The following is a 16,143-nucleotide window of genomic DNA, read 5'->3' as shown; positions in this document are numbered from 1 at the left end:
TCTGCTTACGCTAGGTGAAGTGAGTAGGTTAGGTTTCCCTAACCACCTCCGTCTCGAGAGCTATCAGACGGTCGTACAGTCGCTCGACTCGTTCGTCCGCCTCGAGGATCGGCTTCGAGTGGATCGACTCGAGCAAGGAGAGTTTCGATTCGATCGACTCACGTTCCCGTACCGCTTCTGGCTGGCCCAGCCGTTCGACCTGGCGGGCGACGGCCGTGATCAACTCGTCTTCGACAAGGGGTTTCCGCAGGATCTCATCGCACGGCCACGCACAGAGCGACGCCGTGGGGCGATCGCCGACGAGGGCCACGCGGCGGGTTACGTCGGGACACTGTGTCTCGAGTGCCGCGGGCTCGCCAGCCCACAGATCCATATCGAACACGACAACGTCCGGCGTCTCCGCGAGAGTCCGGCGAAGCTGTTCCTGATCACTCACGGAGATCGTGTCGAATCGATCCTGTAACCAGTTGCCGTAGAGCTCGGCCAGCCGACGATCACGGTCGCCGAGTACGACCGTCGGACACACGGAGTCGATGTGTTCGTCCCCCCACGTCGCGAGCGAGTCGAACACCGGTCGTAACTCCTCTCCGGCGTCCGTCAGTTCGTACGTCACCGACAGTGGCGATTCGGAGAGCACACGTCGGTCGACGAGCCCGTGCTCCGAGAGCGACTCGAGCGTCTTCGAGAGCATGTTCGAGGAGATATCGGGGATCGTTCGCTCGAGTTCGCCGAATCGAAGCGAACCCGACTCCAGAAGGATGACGATCACGACGGGCTCCCACTTGTTCGAGAGCAACGAAAGAGACTCGAGAGCGACTCGATCGTCGGGTGGAACGGGAACGACAGGTTGATCCATATTATCGGGTGAGATCCATCCCGACCTAAAGGCGAGGGTTCCTCGCTCCGGGGACCGTCGCAATCTCTGCTTCCGATAACCCTAAGCCGATGGTTCGGGGACTTCCCGTTCACCCTCGAGTTCGTCGGTGTTCGTGACCCCGATATTGCCCGATAGTTCCGTGTTGTTGTACGGCATGTCGATCCCTTCAGCATCGAAGCGTTCCTTGACCGCCTCGAGGAACTCCGCGCGAACCGCTCCGTAACTGCTCTCGGTTGGATTAATCCAGATGCGTCCCGAGAGCACGACCGCCGAGTCGCCCAGTTCCGTAACGGGAGCGGCGGGTTCGGGGGTGTCGAGGACGCCGTCGACGTTCGCCCCCTCCGAGACGATGGCTTCCCGAGCCTGTGTGATGTCGTCGTCGTATCCGATGCCGAATCCGACCGATACTCGGCGTTTGTCGTTCGCCACGTTGTTGACCACCGCGGCGCTCGCGAGGTCGCTGTTCGGCACCGTCACCAGTTCGTTGTCGAACGTTTCCAGCTTCGTCACCCGCAACTGGACGTCGCGGACGACGCCGCTGTTGCCGTCCCACTCGATCCAGTCGCCGATCGTGAAAGGTTCGTCCTGGATAATGAACACGCCGGCGACGAAGTTAGAGATGACGTCCTGAGCGGCGAACCCAACTGCAAGTGCGAGCGCACCACCCATGACCGCAAAGGCCGAGAGGACGACGCCGAACCCGGCCACCGTCGCAGCGAGGGCGACGGACACGATGGCGGTGAAAACGACAGTGAGACTCACTGTGAGGTTGATGAGCGTTTCGTCGAAGCCACGCTGTCTGAGTCCAGTCTCTACCGTACGAGTCAAGAAGTATTTTCCGAGCAGGTAGATGACGGCAAAGGCGACGACGAAGAGGACAACTGTCACCGCAGCATCGATGATCGCCGGTACGTACTCCTGTGGATCCACCGAGATCTCTTGCTGAAGAGGCAACATTGCAGATTGTATTCACAGTCACGTCTCGAGTTGATAAAGTCACCGGGACAACAACGCTCGGAGAGTCCAGAAAAGTGGATTTCCCGGCACAACCGCTCCGGGTCGCGGGTACACCGGAACTGACCGACAACAAACCGTCTCAGTTGTCAGCCCACGGCTCCGACGTCCGGTTCGACTCGCCGCGCGGCAGTACCTCGAAGGAACGCATCATGTATAGGCCAGTTTGAGAAGCGAGCAGGTCGTAGAGTTCGACCGAATATCTCCGGGATCAACGATAGGTCCGACCGGGTCGTAACTCGACGCATGGTATCGTTTTCATCGCCGTTCGGGGGCGACGACGGCGAACTGTTCGACGAGTACGACCAGTTCGTCCCGGAACACCTCCCGGAAGCTGGACCGTTTCTCGACGCACATCGCGTGCTCACGGGCGGCGAGCACGCCGAGTTCCACACACGTACCCGCGACATCTTCGAGAAGCGCCACGTCTACGACATGACGTTCAAATACAATTTAGCGCGGCTCAACCTCGATACGCGTCATCCGGGTGCGGGATACCGATACGCAGAAGAGACGGACGATCCGTCCGTCCTGCGGGCTGAGTTCACGCCGACGACGCCGTTTTGTCCCCAGGCACACACCCTCACCATCGGCTCGTTTCGCGCGTGGAACGACCTCGCCGAGAACCACGACTACGACCTCGTTCGCGTTCGGACCGCGCCGATGCACCACCAGAGCGAATCGATCGACGACCAACTCGAGAAACTCGAGGATGTGTACCTCGAGACTGGCTCCGTACAGCACGAACCCGACGGAGACGTCGGATCGAACCCCGTGGATCGAGCGATGCAAAACGAGGGGCCGAACCGCGGGAATCTGGATACCCCGTTTTGAGACGAACTGCTGTACCGATGTGGCGCTGGGACCGCGGGCGGGTCACGGTCACACCGAAACTGACGGACAGCAGACCGTACGAACCGATCTGTCCGGACCTATCTGTCCGAACCAGTTCGACCCGGTATCGGTCCGATCCCGGGTGAAGATGTTCGGAGCTATCGGGACGTAGACTCGGTCCCAAGAACACCGATATGGGCGCGATACCTGGGGATATCGATGCCGACCAGAGTCCGCCGCTGACAGTGCCGCTTCGACACTTCCTCGTCGGCCTCGGATTCCTCCTCGTCGGTGCAGTAGTCGGACCGCTGCATACGATCGGCGTATTTTCCGCCACCCTCTCGCTCGCACACGTCCACCTGTTGCTCGCCGGCTGGGTGTGCGTGACGATCATGGGCGCGATGACACAGTTCGTTCCGGTGTGGTCCGCCGTCGAGTTACACTCGAGACGCCTCGCGAAAACACAGCTGTGGATCGTCACCGTCGGACTGGCGGCGTTCGCCGCCGCGCTGGTGATGGGGACGTACCGGTGGCTCCCCGTCGGAGGGGTGGTGATGTTGCTCGGGTTCTGGGTCTTCGTCTACAACGTCGGTCGAACGCTCGCCTCCGCCCGGCCGTGGGATATTACGGAGCGCCACTTCGCGATCGCACTCGCGTTTTTCGTACTGTTGACGACGCTGGGTGTGACGCTGGCGATCGGGTTTCGCTCCCCGATCTTTCGTGATTGGCCGGTCTCACACGGGAGTGTTCGGCTGGCCCACGCGACGCTCGCGGTCTTCGGGGCCGTCCTGACGACGGTCTTCGGGGCGTTGTATCAGCTAGCAACGATGTTTACGCAATCGGCTCTCCACGGTATCGACCACGCAATCCAGCGCCTCGAGGAGATCGGATTTCCGATCGGCGTGATCGCGTTGGCCGGCGGCCGGCTGTTCGAGATCGGGCTGGTCGCCCGCGTCGGCGGGGTTTTGATCCTCGTGAGCGTTCTCGGGTTCGGCGTTCTCCTCGCTCGACGACTGTACGAAGCGCAGGTCCCGTGGACCCCGATGTTGAGCCGGTACGTCGTCGTCGCGGTGGCGATGCTGATCTGGCCGCTCTGGACTGCGGTCTACTGGGTTCGGGATCCGCTCGATCCGGCGACGCTCTTTGGCGCCCCCGGATCGGTCCACCTGCTGGCGTTTGGCCTCATCGGGTTCGTCGTTCTTGGAACGCTCTATCACATCATCCCGTTTATCATCTGGGTTCACCGGTACAGCGACCGCCTCGGCCTCGAGGACGTCCCGATGATCGACGATCTCTACGACGACACGCTGGCGGCGGCTGACTTCGCGTTGCTCACCGCCGGAGTCGGTATCGTCGTCCTGACGGACGTCGTTTCTCTCCCCGCGACGATTTCGCTCGTCGGCGGTGGTGCCGTGATCGTCGGGGCCGCGATTTTCGTCGCGAACATGGTGCTCGTCGTTCGACGCCACAGTCCACAACCCCTCCTTGGGATTCTCTTCGACCGATTCGCCGTGAGGAAGGACGGCGAAAAATCCCAAACCAGGCCCGAATCGTCTCACTCACAGCCCTGACTCGAGGGGATGAGACGAGCTGTGTAGGGTTGAAACGGACTGTGGAGGCTGGTGACGGGCAGTCTGAGATGGTGACGGGCTGTGGCGGATTGTACGGACTGGCGCACCGATATCCCGATGGACTGCATCGCTGGTCGCGAGCCCACCAAAACTGACGGACAGGAGGCCACGCAAGTGGCGTATCCGAACCACACGACACTCACTGACGTTCAGTGTGAACTTCGAACCGTGCACCACCCTCGGCGGATTCGGTAATCGCGAGTTCCCACCCGTGGGCGTCGACTACTTGCTCGACGATTCCCAACCCGAGGCCGTTCCCATCCACTGCAGTTGAGTGCCCGATTTCGAACGCGTTCTGACGACGCTCTTCTGGGATGCCGGGGCCATCGTCTTCGACGTAGAACCCATCGTCGAGTTCACCGACGGTGATGGTAACCTCCGTTCCGCCGTGCTCCACGGCGTTCCGGAAGAGGTTCTCGAGCAACTGCTGGAGACGAGAGCGGTCCGCCTCGACCGACCAATCGGTGTCTACCACGATGGTCGCGTGCGCAGTCTCGACCGACTGCCAGCACGCCCTCGTAACCTCAGCCAGGTCGACACGTTCGACGTCCCCCAGCTGTTCGCCCTCACGGGCGAGCGTGAGGAGATCCTCGATCAACGTCTCGATCCGCGTCAGCGCTTCAGAAATATGTTGGAGCTGGGGACTGTCGTCGGTTTCCTGTGCTATCTCGAGGTGTCCCTGGGCGACGTTGAGCGGGTTCCGCAGGTCGTGGGAGACGACGCCGGCGAACTGCTCTAGCTGTTGGTTCGTCTCCTCTAACTCCCGGCGGTACCGTTCGCGTTCGGTGACGTCCGTGAGCGTGATCACCTGGCCTGCACCACCTTCCCCTTCCGTCACCGGACGACTGAACGGTTGGTAAATTCGGGATCGATCTCCATCGGTGGTTTTGCTGGTCACCAACGTCGCCGGATCGGACAGTGCAGTCGTGAGTTCCGGGTCGACGGTTTGGATCGACTTTCCGAACGACCCCTGTAACGTGGGAAACTCGTCTACTGCGGCCCGATTGTAAGACAGGATACGCTGATCCCCCCCGAGAAAAATAAGCGGCGAATCAGTCTGACTCGTAAACTGTACGCTCTCGAAGCGGTCGAGATACACGAACAGCGTGCCGACAGCGAAGATCGCTACCCCCGGCGGTTCGTACATGAACGGCAGTAGCTGTGGAATTTCGCCTGCAACGATCGTCCCGACTGCTGGAATCCCGGTCAACACGAGGAGGAAGAGAAGCGGGCGGGTATCCGTGCCAGTATGGTAGAATCGCTCGAGAATCATGAAAAAGCCGACGGCGACCACTGCGTACGACAGCCCCAAAAGCACCCAGTAGAGGAGGTTGTACTCGACGGCAAGGTGTGGAAACGGATCAGCGGCCCATTCCGTCGTCAGGTACAGTTGGTGCCACGGATTTGTGAATTTCGTCACGATCACTACGAGAAATACTCCAACGATAGTTCTCCGGTAAGGCATCTGGCGGGGCGGGCGGCCAGTGTACGCGGCTGCCAGGTACAGAAAGGCACCGACGGCGACGAATGCGGCACTGAATCCGACGAGATACAACGCCTCTTTCAGGAACACCGACGGCGCAATCAGATAGCCAACGTAGCCAAGCGACCAGAGTCCCACCGCGAGCAGAAAGACGACGAATCCCTCTCGAGTTCCCTGGTGTTGTATCGTTCTCGCCCGTGGAATACTGGCGAGACAAACCAGCGCGGAAACCGCAAAAACGACCACGTGAAAGAACAGCAACTGGTTCGTCATCGAGCCTTCTCGAAGATACTCACCTGTATCGGTTAACGATTTTGTCTCACGACCCAACGCGGCGAGGTGTCGTCGACCGATCAACGGTCGAGTATTGGTATCCAGAACGGCGGTCCGTCTGCTTCTGTGACGATCGTATCAGATGCCGAATCCCACGTCACCGTTCCAAAGTAGTCGACCGACGAATCCAACGAAGGTGTTCGGGAAACGAGACTCACGGCCTCTCGTACCACGTTGTATCGAACGATGGCTACCACACATTCGTCGACGAATATCGGCGAAAACGCTCCCCTTCCCGAGTCGCTCAACGACAGCGAAGGCAGGTACCTGCTCGCGATTTACTGGCTCTCGAGTCAGAACACCGCCTGTATCCGAACCGGGGAGCTCGCCACCGAACTCGAGATCACTCCGGGAAGCACCACCGAGATGGTGACGGAACTGTCGACGGCCGGCCTCGTCGACCACGAGAAGTACAGACGGCGTCGAGACGACGACTCGAGGCGTGATACGGTCTGCTGTGACGATTTACCGGTGCAACCGCGAGTCGTCCTGCGGTTGCACCGTCAATGACTGACAGTAGTCCGTATGAGGGGCGCCGAATCGCTCGCGTGGCGACAGTGTGTCGTCGTGGCGTTTTTCGATCGCGTCGTCGGCTACGAAATCGACGGGGAAACGGCCTACCGAATCGGATTCAGCCTCCCGTCCGAGGCGATCGAGCGGTTTGAACAACGCATCGAGAAACCGCGTGAGGACACCTGTAACCGGATTCGCCCGGATTCCGGGAGCGGTTTCGTCACCGCCTGCGCCGAGTGAGGTCGTCCCGAAACCGTCTCATACGGATTCCTGTACCGATGTCCCGGCGGTGAGTCGAACCGTGGGAAACGAGTCTCGGTGGAGGAGTGCAGCGAGTCCACCGTTGCAACCGCCGCCCGGGTCGCGGTTGCGTCGGAACTGACTGACAGGAAACCGTCTCAGTCGTCAGCCCACGGCTCCGACTTGCGCGCCGATCCGGTCTGGGCAGGCCGTTCCGCTCGACCGCCGAGCGTCTCGAAGTCGAAGTTGTCGAACTCTTCCGGGGTGACGCCCTCGGCGGCGTACACGTAGAGTGCGGTCTTGGCGATTCCCCAGATCGTCTGGCTGAGCAGGTACGTAAAGACGATCGCGCCGCCGACCAGGAGCACCGCGAGCAAGATTCCGGGTCCGGGGAACACGGCCGCAACCGGAATCGAAACGACGAGTGCGAGGCCAGCGAGGACGATGCCGAGTACCGTCACAATCAGGGTGATACCGAATCCGGCACCGAGGGTCTCTCCCCAGGTGTCTTTGAACGTCACGCCACTGCGCTTGAACATCGACGTCACCGAGACGTCTTCGAAGACGATCACCGGGACGATGAAGAAGGTCATGATCGACCAGCCGATAGCAAACAGCGAGGCGAGAATCGATGCGACCGGGTTGTCGGATTCCTCGAGGGATTTTAGGATGACGCTTACGGTCGCCGAAATGAGCGACCAGACGACGATCGGACCGATGCGATCGCTGACGGCTTTCAGGCAGTCAACGACACCGGGTTCGCGTCCGTGGAACGCCTCGTTCGCCCCGTAGACGAGCGCGGCCGAGAAGTACGTACTGAAGAACGTCGTGATGAAGTACAGGACGAACAGGATGGCGTACTCGAGGCCGGTCCCGACGAGATTTGCGATCAGAAGTGGGAAGAAAAAGAGCACGAAGAACGCGATGCTCGTCATTCCCGCGAGGAGGGGGAACAACAACAACTGTGGATGGTTTCGGATGACGCCAATACTATCTTTCGTGAGCGTCCAGCCGGTTTTGAGGCGATCGAAAAACCCCATCCGACTAGAGCCTAGTCCTGGTGACATGAACAACCGTGAGAAGCGCACTTTCTTAAGTGCTGTTGTTTTCATGCCATTATCTGGAATTCTTTTATACCCATCTCGCTCCGTAATCTACGTGTGAGACGCATCAACCTCGCACAGCAGTCGATCAACAGACCGGTCGTCTCGAGTTCGTCACGACGAGGATACTGCTCGTGGCCATCGCGAGTGCCGCAAAGAGGGGGTTGATCGCTCCCGTGGCCGCGAGTGGAATTGCAATCGCGTTGTAGAGAAGCGCCCATCCAACGTTTTCACGGAGCCGTCGGCGACTTCCGGACGCGAGGGCGAACGTCGTTTCGACCGCCAACAGATCGTCCTCGAGGACGACGACGTCCGCGGCCTCCGCCGCGCTGTCGGTACCACCCCCCATCGCAATCCCCAGGTCCGCTTCCGCCAGCGCCGGCGCGTCGTTCGTTCCGTCCCCGACCATAGCGACGGTTCGATCGCTGGCCAACCGACGGATCGTCTCGACTTTTCCGTCCGGTGGGACGCCAGCGAAGACCCGATCGACGGAATCGTGTGCCTGGAACCGCCGGGTAGCGGACTCGTCGTCACCCGTGAGAACGATCAGTTTGCGGCCGTCGACCGACTCGATCGCGTCCCGCCAGGCGTCTCGTTCGCGATCGCCGACGACCGCAAGCGCGAACGACGGGGCACCGAAATCGGCAGGTCCGGCGGTCGGGTCCCTCCCAGGATCGACCACACCCCCGTCGGTTTCCAGGGACGGTTCGACGCCGACTGCGATCGGGAGGTACCCGTCGGCACGAACGCCGACTGCGGCCTCGGAGAGTTCGTCGGGGAAGCGACCGAGTCGATCCTCGAGCAAGGCGACCGACCCGGCGACGACTCGTCGGCCATCGACGATGCCCTCGACCCCTCGTCCGGGATGGCGTTCGAACTGCTCGACTGACGACGGTCCGATGCGGGCGTCGTCGACGGCATCGACGATCGCATCCGCAACCGGGTGACGATCGCGACGTTCGATCGCTCCCGCGAGCGTGAGTGCATTGCGGTCGCCGAGAACATCTCGGACGGTCATCTCACCGGCGGTGAGCGTTCCGGTTTTGTCGAACACGATCGTATCCACGTCGGGTGCGGTCTCGAAGACGGAGTGATTGGTCACGACCATCCCACGTTCTAAGGCGTCTCGGAGGCCACCGGCGACGGCGAGCGGCGTCGCAAGCCCCATCGCGCAGGGACAGGACACGACGAGCACCGTCAACCCGGTGAGCAGTGCACTCGAGGGGGGTTCGCCGACCAGAAGTTGGACGGTTCCAGCGCCGATTGCGACGACGAAGACGAGGGGGACGAACACCGTCGAGAGGCGATCGACGAACCGCTGGGCGCTCGGTTTCGTCGTCTGGATCGACCACAGTAGTTCTCCGATACGATCCAACGTACTCGTAACATCGGCACCGACGTCGACGACCAGTGGTTCGTGAGCGATCGTCCCGCCGGCGACCGAGTCGCCGGGTCGTTTCGTCACCGGGAGCGATTCGCCCGTCAGAAGCGATTCGTCGACCGGCGCTGTCCCGTCGACGACCGTTCCATCGACCGGTATCCGATCACCTGCACGGACCAATACCTCGTCGCCGGCACAGAGCTCCGACACCGGAACGATCTCCGTTCCGTCCGCCGTTCGTCTGGTCGCGTCTCGAACCGTCGTCGTCGTGATCGCCGCGAGTCGCTCCGTCGACCGACGTTTGATCTTCCCCTCGTAGTATCCACCGAGCGTCACGACGAGGATCACCGCGATCGAGACGTCGTAGTAGAGGTGGGTCTGGCCCAAAGCGAGCCCGACGGTGCTGTACGCGTACGCCGAGAGCGCCGCCACCGAGATCAGCAGATCCATGTTCGGCCGGCGGGTTCGCAGACTGGCGTACGCACTTCGTAACACCGGACGACCGGTGTAGCCGATGACGACCGTCGTCAACAGCCCCATCATCCCCATCGGAACGTAGTAGCCTGCCGGACTCGAGTCGACAGAGAGAATGCCCGTCTCGATGCCGACGTAGCTCGGATACAGGTAAAACACGTACCACGGCATGACCAGCATCGCACAGAACCCCCCGACGAGAAGACGCTGGATAACGTCGTCGTCGGCCCGCGTGGTATCCGGGTTCGTCTCGAGGCTCGCACGGTAGCCGTGGACGCTCAACGTATCGAGGAGATCGTCCTCCGCGAGCGTCTCCGGATCGTAGACGACTCTGGCGAGTTCGGTCGCGTAGTTGACGTCGACCCGATCGATCCCGTCGTGGCGCTCGCCGGAGAGCGAGACGAACGCCTCGCACGTCGTACAGTGCATCCCGGAGACGGAAAGGAACGTCTCCCGAAATCCGTCGGGAACCGGCCGCTCGGAGTCGGTATCGGTGGGGCCGCCCGCGTCGGTGTGGGTCCCATCGTCCCTGTCCTCACGAGCGCGCTCGCGTATCGCCGATTCTTCGAGGTCGGCCGCCTCGAGGACGTCCGCGACCTCCAGACAGCCGCGACAGCAGAACTCGCCGTCGACGGCGGAAGCCGTCACCGGCGGGTCCGGCGTGGGTAACTCACACAGCGAGCAATCGCTCATTGCTCGTAATACGTTTTCTCGCCGCCTGTAGGCTCCCCCGAACGTATTCGACTGTCGGTACTGACAGAACTCCTGAAGGAGTTCTGCGCGGACCGGCCACACCGCTACTACCTCGCCGCCCAGGAGGCGGAGCACCGATAGCGCGAGAAATTCCTCGAGCAGGTGGCCGATTCGTTCGACGATCGCGTTCCGCGAATCGACGGATGGGACGACGCGTTCGAGTACCTCGGCGATCGGCTCACGGCGGAGGATCGGGTCGTCGTCGACGAGAACGATTCGCTTCCGTCCTACGTCCAGGGGTTCGTCGACGACCGACTCCGCGACACCGACTCGATGCTCGTCCTCTGCGGGTCGAGCGTGAGTACGATGGAATCCGAGGTGCTCGGCCACGAGAGTCCGCTGTACGGTCGCCAAACCGGGCAGATCGATCTCCAGCCGTTTTCGTTCGGACAGGCTCGAGACGTCAGTAGCGACGACACCGTCGACGCGATCCGGTCGTACTCGGTCACCGGGGGGACACCAATGTATCTGACGCTGTTCGATTACGACCGATCGCTCGCCGAAAACATCCGATCTCACGTTCTCTCACCGACGGCGGTACTCTACAACGAACCGGAGTTCCTGCTTCGAATCGAACTGCGCAATCCGGCGCGATATCTGAGCATCCTCGAGGCGGTCGCGCTCGGGCACGCGACGCCGAACGAGATTTCCGGGGCGACCGGGATCGATTCGGGTCCGCTCTCGAAGGATCTCCAGACGCTTCGTCGGCTTCGGCTGCTCGACCGCGACGTCCCGGTCACGGCGGCCAGCCAGAAGTCCAAACGCTCCCGGTATCGCGTCGTCGATGAATCCCTCCGCTTCTGGTTTCGCTACGTCGAACCGAACCGCTCCAGTATCGAAAAAGCCCCGGCGATCGTCTACGACACCTCCATCGAACCGAATCTGCCGACCCACGTTGCGACCACGTTCGAAGATGTTTGCGAAGAAGCCGTCTGGGAACTGGTGAGACGCGGTGACCTCGAGCCGTACTCGGAGGTGGGCCGTTGGTGGTACGGCGAAGCGGAGATCGATATCGTCGGCCTCGCGCCCGCGGACGACCGCGCTCTCCTCGCCGAATGCAAGTGGACCAGCGATCCGGTAGGCTACGGACTGGTCGAAAACCTCCGATCGAAAGCAGAGAGCGTCCGATGGGGCCCTCCGGATCGATCCGAACGATTCGCCCTCTTTTCGAAGAGCGGATTCGTCGACGGTCTCGCCGACGATTGGTCGCTGTTCGACCTCGAGGATCTCGATCGAATTTTCACGACGGAGTGATCGACACGTTTCCGCACTGGTGGAGTGAGGACGTCTCCGGATTCAAATCCGTTACTATCCGCATCACGATTTCAGCGCCGTGACGACGTCGTCGACGGTGAATAGACGGAGATCGTCCCGCTTCTCCGCCGCTTCCTCGACGGCCGGTGTGAAGTCGCTTCGAGAGAACAACGCGTACTCGAGGTCCCGTTCTCCGCCCGCAGGTGGCGTCCATCGAAGTTCCTCGACGTGGGTTCGGAGCCTCGAGAACGCGTCGTAGCCCAGCGGCGACCGCTGGAATTTGCACTCTCCGGCGATCAGGGTGTCCTCGTTCGTCAGCCCCACCACGTCGACTTCGTGTTCCCTGTACCACCACTGACCGACGTCCGTGATCGTGTATTCGGGGTACAGCGTTCGAAGGGTGCGACAACAGAGATCCTCGAACGAGCGGCTGACGAAGTCGGCGAGTTCGGGTTCGATGAGCGTCTCGAACGCGTCGTCCCCAAAGTCCTCGTATCTGTCGCCGCTTCCGTAGACGAAGCGGAACCAGAACCGGAAGAACTGATCGCGGATGCGATAGCGGCTTCGCTTGCTCCGTTCTTTTCGTTCGGTAACCGGCACGTGTTGGTCGACCAGTCGTAATCGGGAGAGACGATTCACGTACTTCGACAGTTGGTTGTAATCGATCCCCGTCGTTCCGGCGATCTCGTTTCGACTCGTGTTTCCGCCGGCAATCGCTTCCAGAATCGAAAAGTAACGCGTCGGTTCCGTAAGTTCCATCCGGAGCACGTAATCGGGTTCGTCGTGCAACGTTCCGTGCCGGGAGAGGATCGTTCGCTGAACGTTCTTTCCGAGGCTCCGCTCCTGGTCCACCTCCTCGAGATAGTACGGAACGCCGCCGAAGACGCCCCACGTGAACACCTGCTCCTCGGCCGTGTCGCTCTCCGGAACGAACTCCATCGCCGCCCCGAACGGGAGCTGCCTGATGTCCAATTTCAACGACGAGCGGCCGTACAGCGGACTGTTTCCGAGCAACGCGGCCTCTTCCATCATGCTGATCGACGAGCCGACGAGGACGAACGTGACACTGGAGTCGTCGAGTTCGTGGTCGAACATCGCCTGCAACACGGAGGGGAGGCTGTCGTCCTGTTCGACCAGGTACGGAAACTCGTCGAGGACGACGATCGCATCCCGCTCGGCGAGATATCCGAGAATGGACTCCCAGTCCTCGCGAATCCGTCCGATTTCGGGATACGCGTTCGACGCGACGTCGACGAACTGCTGAAGCTGTAACGCGCTCGTTTTCTGCTTTGCCTGATACAGAACCGCGTCGTCGCGTCCGTCGAGAGACTGTTTGACGAGTTCGGTTTTCCCGAGACGCCGCCGACCGAAGATCACTGCCAACTCAGCCTCGTCCGAATCGTAGAGTTCGAAAAGGCGCGAGAGTTCTTCCGTTCGATTGACGAACCCAGTCACGGCCTCTAGTCCCTCGGCCTCAGATAAGGTACTTTCGATAATCGTACTCTGAAGTATCGTACTTCAAAGTACGTTATTTGCTCTCGGTGGACGGACGTCATGGTTCAACTCGATCGGACCGGTGGACAACTCGAGGCGACGAGCCTTCCGAATTGTATAGTAGCCACTGCAGGTCTTGTACACCTGATCGTCAGACGAAAAGCGCGGTTCGGAGTGTGCGCGGTTCGGAGTGAACGGAGTGAACGAAAACCGCGGGAAAGCGAACGGGGAGGAACGACCCGTGAGCCAAGAAGTGAACGAGAACCGCGGAACGGCGAACGGGGAACGCAGTGACCCGTGAGCGAACGGAGTCGTTCGAACGACCAGCGGTCGTTCGTGATGACGAACATCTTCGATTTTCGAACCACGAGCGAGAACCGCGGGAAAGCGAACGGGGAACCCAGTGACCCGTGAGCTCGGCGATCGGTGTGTACATCGTTTCTGTTGTTACTATAGCACCGTCGGACTCGAGTCACCGACTGCGTTTCGCGAGGCTCGCACAAACCAGTCCGTACGGGACGTGGACTGTAGTCACTGTATATCGGCGTACCCGACGGCCAAACGACTGCCAGCGAACTGTCTCACAGAACGAGAAACTCGAGGAGGACGACGACAAGCAACGCGCCGAGGTACGCGTTCGAGGCGTGAAACGACCGGTACGCGGCGCGTGTGTCGGCTTCACGGTACTGGCGGGCGACGGTCCAGACGAACGCGCCGCCGAAGAGCGCCGAGACGACTGCGGCGATCGATCCGAGGTCGGTGATCCCGATCAGGACCACGGTCGCCAGGAGCGTCGCTCCCATGGAGTAGAGGATTCGCCGCCGCGTCAGATCCACGCTTCGAACGACCGGTAACATCGGGTAGCCGCCGGCCGCGTAGTCCTCGACGTGAGCGATCGCGAGGTTGTAGAAGTGAGCGGGCGTCCAGAGGACGACGATCGCCGCGAGCACGATCGCGGGGAGGCCGATCCCACCGGTTACGGCCGCCCACCCGATGAGTGCGGGCAACGCCCCCGACCCCCCGCCGATCGCGATGTTCCAGGTGGTGTTCGGCTTGAGCATCACGGTGTAGACGAGGCTGTAGTAGACGATCGCGGCCGCCGTCAACAGCGCGGCGAGTGCGTTCACCAGCGCGACCATCAACGCGAGCGAAACGATGGCGAGGCCGAGCCCGAAAACGAACGCGCGGCGGGGCGAGACCCGATCGGTAACGACCGGTCGGTCGGCGGTCCGCGACATCTTCCGATCGCGATTTCGTTCGTAGACGTGGTTGAACGTCCCGCTCGCGCCGATCGCGAGGATGCCGGCGGTGAGCGTCGTCACGACCGTCAGCCCCTCGAGGGCTGTGCCGGTCGCCGTCGCGAGTCCCATCCCTGCAAGCGCGAGCAGACACAGCAACCAGGCGAGACGAAGCTTCATCAACTCGGCGTACGCGAGCGCCGTTCGTCCCAGCGCGTGGAGTCGGCTCTCGGTAGTCTCGACTGACGTTTCGGCGCTCGAGGCCTCGACCCCCTCGGACGTCGGACCCGCCCGTTCGGCCGGTCCGGTCGCCGGTTCTGGGAGGTCCGCCACCGTCTCGAGCGGTGTGGGTGTGTCCGATTCGGAGGAACCCGTGGACCGATACTCGGCGCTGTCGAGGTGCCACGTCAGCGCGAGGAGGAGTGCGACGAAGATCGCGACCCCGCCGAGCAGGTGACCAGTGGCGAACGAGTCCGTGCCGGAGCCAGCAAGGAGATAGCCGACGGCCGCCTGAACGGGATACAACACGAGCGCGAGCGTCACGCCGTATCGAACCGGCGTCGATACTCGTTGCGTCCAGGCGACGATGGCCACACCGACGAGAAGGACGCCAACGACGACGGCGGTGGCGTGGTGGGTGACCGTCACGGACGCCGGAAGCGACGTTCCCGCACCGGCCGCGCCGAGTGCAACGAGCAAGTAGGTACCGACGGTCAACCAGAGGAGAAGCGACGTAAACGACGGTCGGTTCATGGTCGCATTTCTCGGCGGAAACATCCCGTGCTTTCCCGCGAACATATTCGCCGGTCCGATGTCACCAACACATTCGCCGGTCCGATGTCACCAACATGTCGCCGACTCGGTGCGGGCGAACCGGTTCGGGGCAACCGAGGAGACGGTCGATCAACCTACAACGAGTATGCTTCGACGCCGACTGCAGACGGGGAAAGCGCCGTCACGTGACTCGTTTCGTCCGCCAGTATCCGCCACATTGGTCGCCGCGGGAGACGTCGTGATCGTCTCCGGGTTCGTCGTTCTCGGACTGTTGATGCACCAGATCTCCCCGACGTCGCACCCCCTGTACGCGGTTCTAACCGCGCTTCCGTTCATCCTCGCGTGGCTGATCGTCGCGCCGATCGTCGGCGCGTACGCCCCGAGAACGCTTCGGTCCGTCCGACGGACGCTCGCAGTCGCCTCGCTGGCCTGGGTCGTCGCCTCGGTGCTCGGGGCCGGAATCCGGTCGACGCCGTTCTTTCACGGCGGTGCACCCGCGGATTTCGTACTCGTCAACCTGGTCGTCGGACTCGGGTTCGTACTCCCGTGGCGAATACTGGTCGCGGTGTCGATTACACGTCTCACGTGATTCGGACGAATATATTCGTGACAATACCCAGGGTCCGGAGCGTTCATCTTCCGACGAAGATGACACACGAGCGTACCGACGAAATACCGCTAATGCAGCGGGTGTACAACCGGATCTGGCTCCTCGCGGTGCTGGCGACGATCTTCTTTTTCGTCGTC

General features: G+C 61.6%; 12 protein-coding genes and 1 pseudogene. 6 read left to right on the top strand and 7 right to left on the bottom strand.

Features of this window, described 5'->3' with window-relative positions; translation table 11 throughout:
* Positions 1–28: 28 nt before the first annotated feature.
* Positions 29–856 carry a winged helix-turn-helix transcriptional regulator gene (locus AB7C87_RS07495; protein WP_369728809.1) on the bottom strand — a complete coding sequence of 276 codons (828 nt, stop codon included), beginning with the start codon at positions 854–856 and terminating at the stop codon, positions 29–31.
* An 81-nt stretch (positions 857–937) separates the two neighbouring features.
* Positions 938–1,834, bottom strand: coding sequence for a mechanosensitive ion channel family protein (locus tag AB7C87_RS07490; RefSeq protein ID WP_369728808.1), 897 nt, complete (start codon positions 1,832–1,834; stop codon positions 938–940).
* Positions 1,835–2,137: 303 nt separating this feature from the next.
* On the opposite strand from AB7C87_RS07490, the gene AB7C87_RS07485 reads away from it, so the two are divergent.
* Together AB7C87_RS07485 and AB7C87_RS07480 are read left to right on the top strand one after the other, a co-directional pair.
* Entirely contained in the window at positions 2,138–2,725 is a 588-nt protein-coding gene (locus AB7C87_RS07485; RefSeq protein WP_369728807.1) for a DUF7998 family protein, read from the top strand.
* Between the two features lie 194 nt (positions 2,726–2,919).
* Complete coding sequence (locus AB7C87_RS07480; RefSeq protein ID WP_369728806.1) at positions 2,920–4,296, top strand: heme-copper oxidase family protein; 1,377 nt, start codon at positions 2,920–2,922, stop codon at positions 4,294–4,296.
* A 199-nt stretch (positions 4,297–4,495) separates the two neighbouring features.
* Here the strand turns inward: AB7C87_RS07480 and AB7C87_RS07475 are convergent, their stop codons facing one another.
* Positions 4,496–6,112: a sensor histidine kinase gene (locus AB7C87_RS07475; RefSeq protein WP_369728805.1), complete on the bottom strand. Its 1,617-nt coding sequence runs from the start codon at positions 6,110–6,112 to the stop codon at positions 4,496–4,498.
* 246 nt (positions 6,113–6,358) lie between these two features.
* On the opposite strand from AB7C87_RS07475, the gene AB7C87_RS07470 reads away from it, so the two are divergent.
* Positions 6,359–6,682: a helix-turn-helix domain-containing protein gene (locus AB7C87_RS07470; protein ID WP_369728804.1), complete on the top strand. Its 324-nt coding sequence runs from the start codon at positions 6,359–6,361 to the stop codon at positions 6,680–6,682.
* A 15-nt stretch (positions 6,683–6,697) separates the two neighbouring features.
* Complete coding sequence (locus AB7C87_RS07465) at positions 6,698–6,925, top strand: helix-turn-helix domain-containing protein (protein ID WP_369728803.1); 228 nt, start codon at positions 6,698–6,700, stop codon at positions 6,923–6,925.
* A gap of 158 nt (positions 6,926–7,083) precedes the next feature.
* Here the strand turns inward: AB7C87_RS07465 and AB7C87_RS07460 are convergent, their stop codons facing one another.
* Positions 7,084–7,992, bottom strand: coding sequence for a DUF6159 family protein (locus AB7C87_RS07460; protein WP_369728802.1), 909 nt, complete (start codon positions 7,990–7,992; stop codon positions 7,084–7,086).
* A 124-nt stretch (positions 7,993–8,116) separates the two neighbouring features.
* The gene (locus AB7C87_RS07455) at positions 8,117–10,576 is read right to left on the bottom strand and encodes a heavy metal translocating P-type ATPase (RefSeq protein WP_369728801.1); all 2,460 of its coding nucleotides are present in this window, start codon (positions 10,574–10,576) and stop codon (positions 8,117–8,119) included.
* Between the two features lie 63 nt (positions 10,577–10,639).
* Between AB7C87_RS07455 and AB7C87_RS07450 the strand changes: the two are divergent.
* Positions 10,640–11,890, top strand: a pseudogene (locus AB7C87_RS07450) (ATP-binding protein); the annotation flags it as partial.
* A gap of 63 nt (positions 11,891–11,953) precedes the next feature.
* Here the strand turns inward: AB7C87_RS07450 and AB7C87_RS07445 are convergent.
* On the bottom strand, positions 11,954–13,345 hold the full coding sequence (locus tag AB7C87_RS07445) for an ATP-binding protein (RefSeq protein WP_369728800.1): 1,392 nt from the start codon (positions 13,343–13,345) through the stop codon (positions 11,954–11,956).
* A gap of 620 nt (positions 13,346–13,965) precedes the next feature.
* A complete protein-coding gene (cyoE, locus tag AB7C87_RS07440; RefSeq protein ID WP_369728799.1) occupies positions 13,966–15,375 on the bottom strand; it encodes a heme o synthase in 1,410 nt (469 codons plus the stop codon).
* A 166-nt stretch (positions 15,376–15,541) separates the two neighbouring features.
* Here cyoE and AB7C87_RS07435 point away from each other — a divergent pair, with 166 nt between their 5' ends.
* On the top strand, positions 15,542–15,985 hold the full coding sequence (locus tag AB7C87_RS07435) for a DUF3054 domain-containing protein (protein ID WP_369728798.1): 444 nt from the start codon (positions 15,542–15,544) through the stop codon (positions 15,983–15,985).
* The last annotated feature ends 158 nt before the right edge of the window (positions 15,986–16,143 follow it).

The sequence above is a fragment of the Natrarchaeobius versutus genome (assembly GCF_041205745.1).
GTDB lineage: Archaea > Halobacteriota > Halobacteria > Halobacteriales > Natrialbaceae > Natrarchaeobius > Natrarchaeobius versutus.
This window is presented reverse-complemented; position numbering and strand designations above follow the sequence as displayed.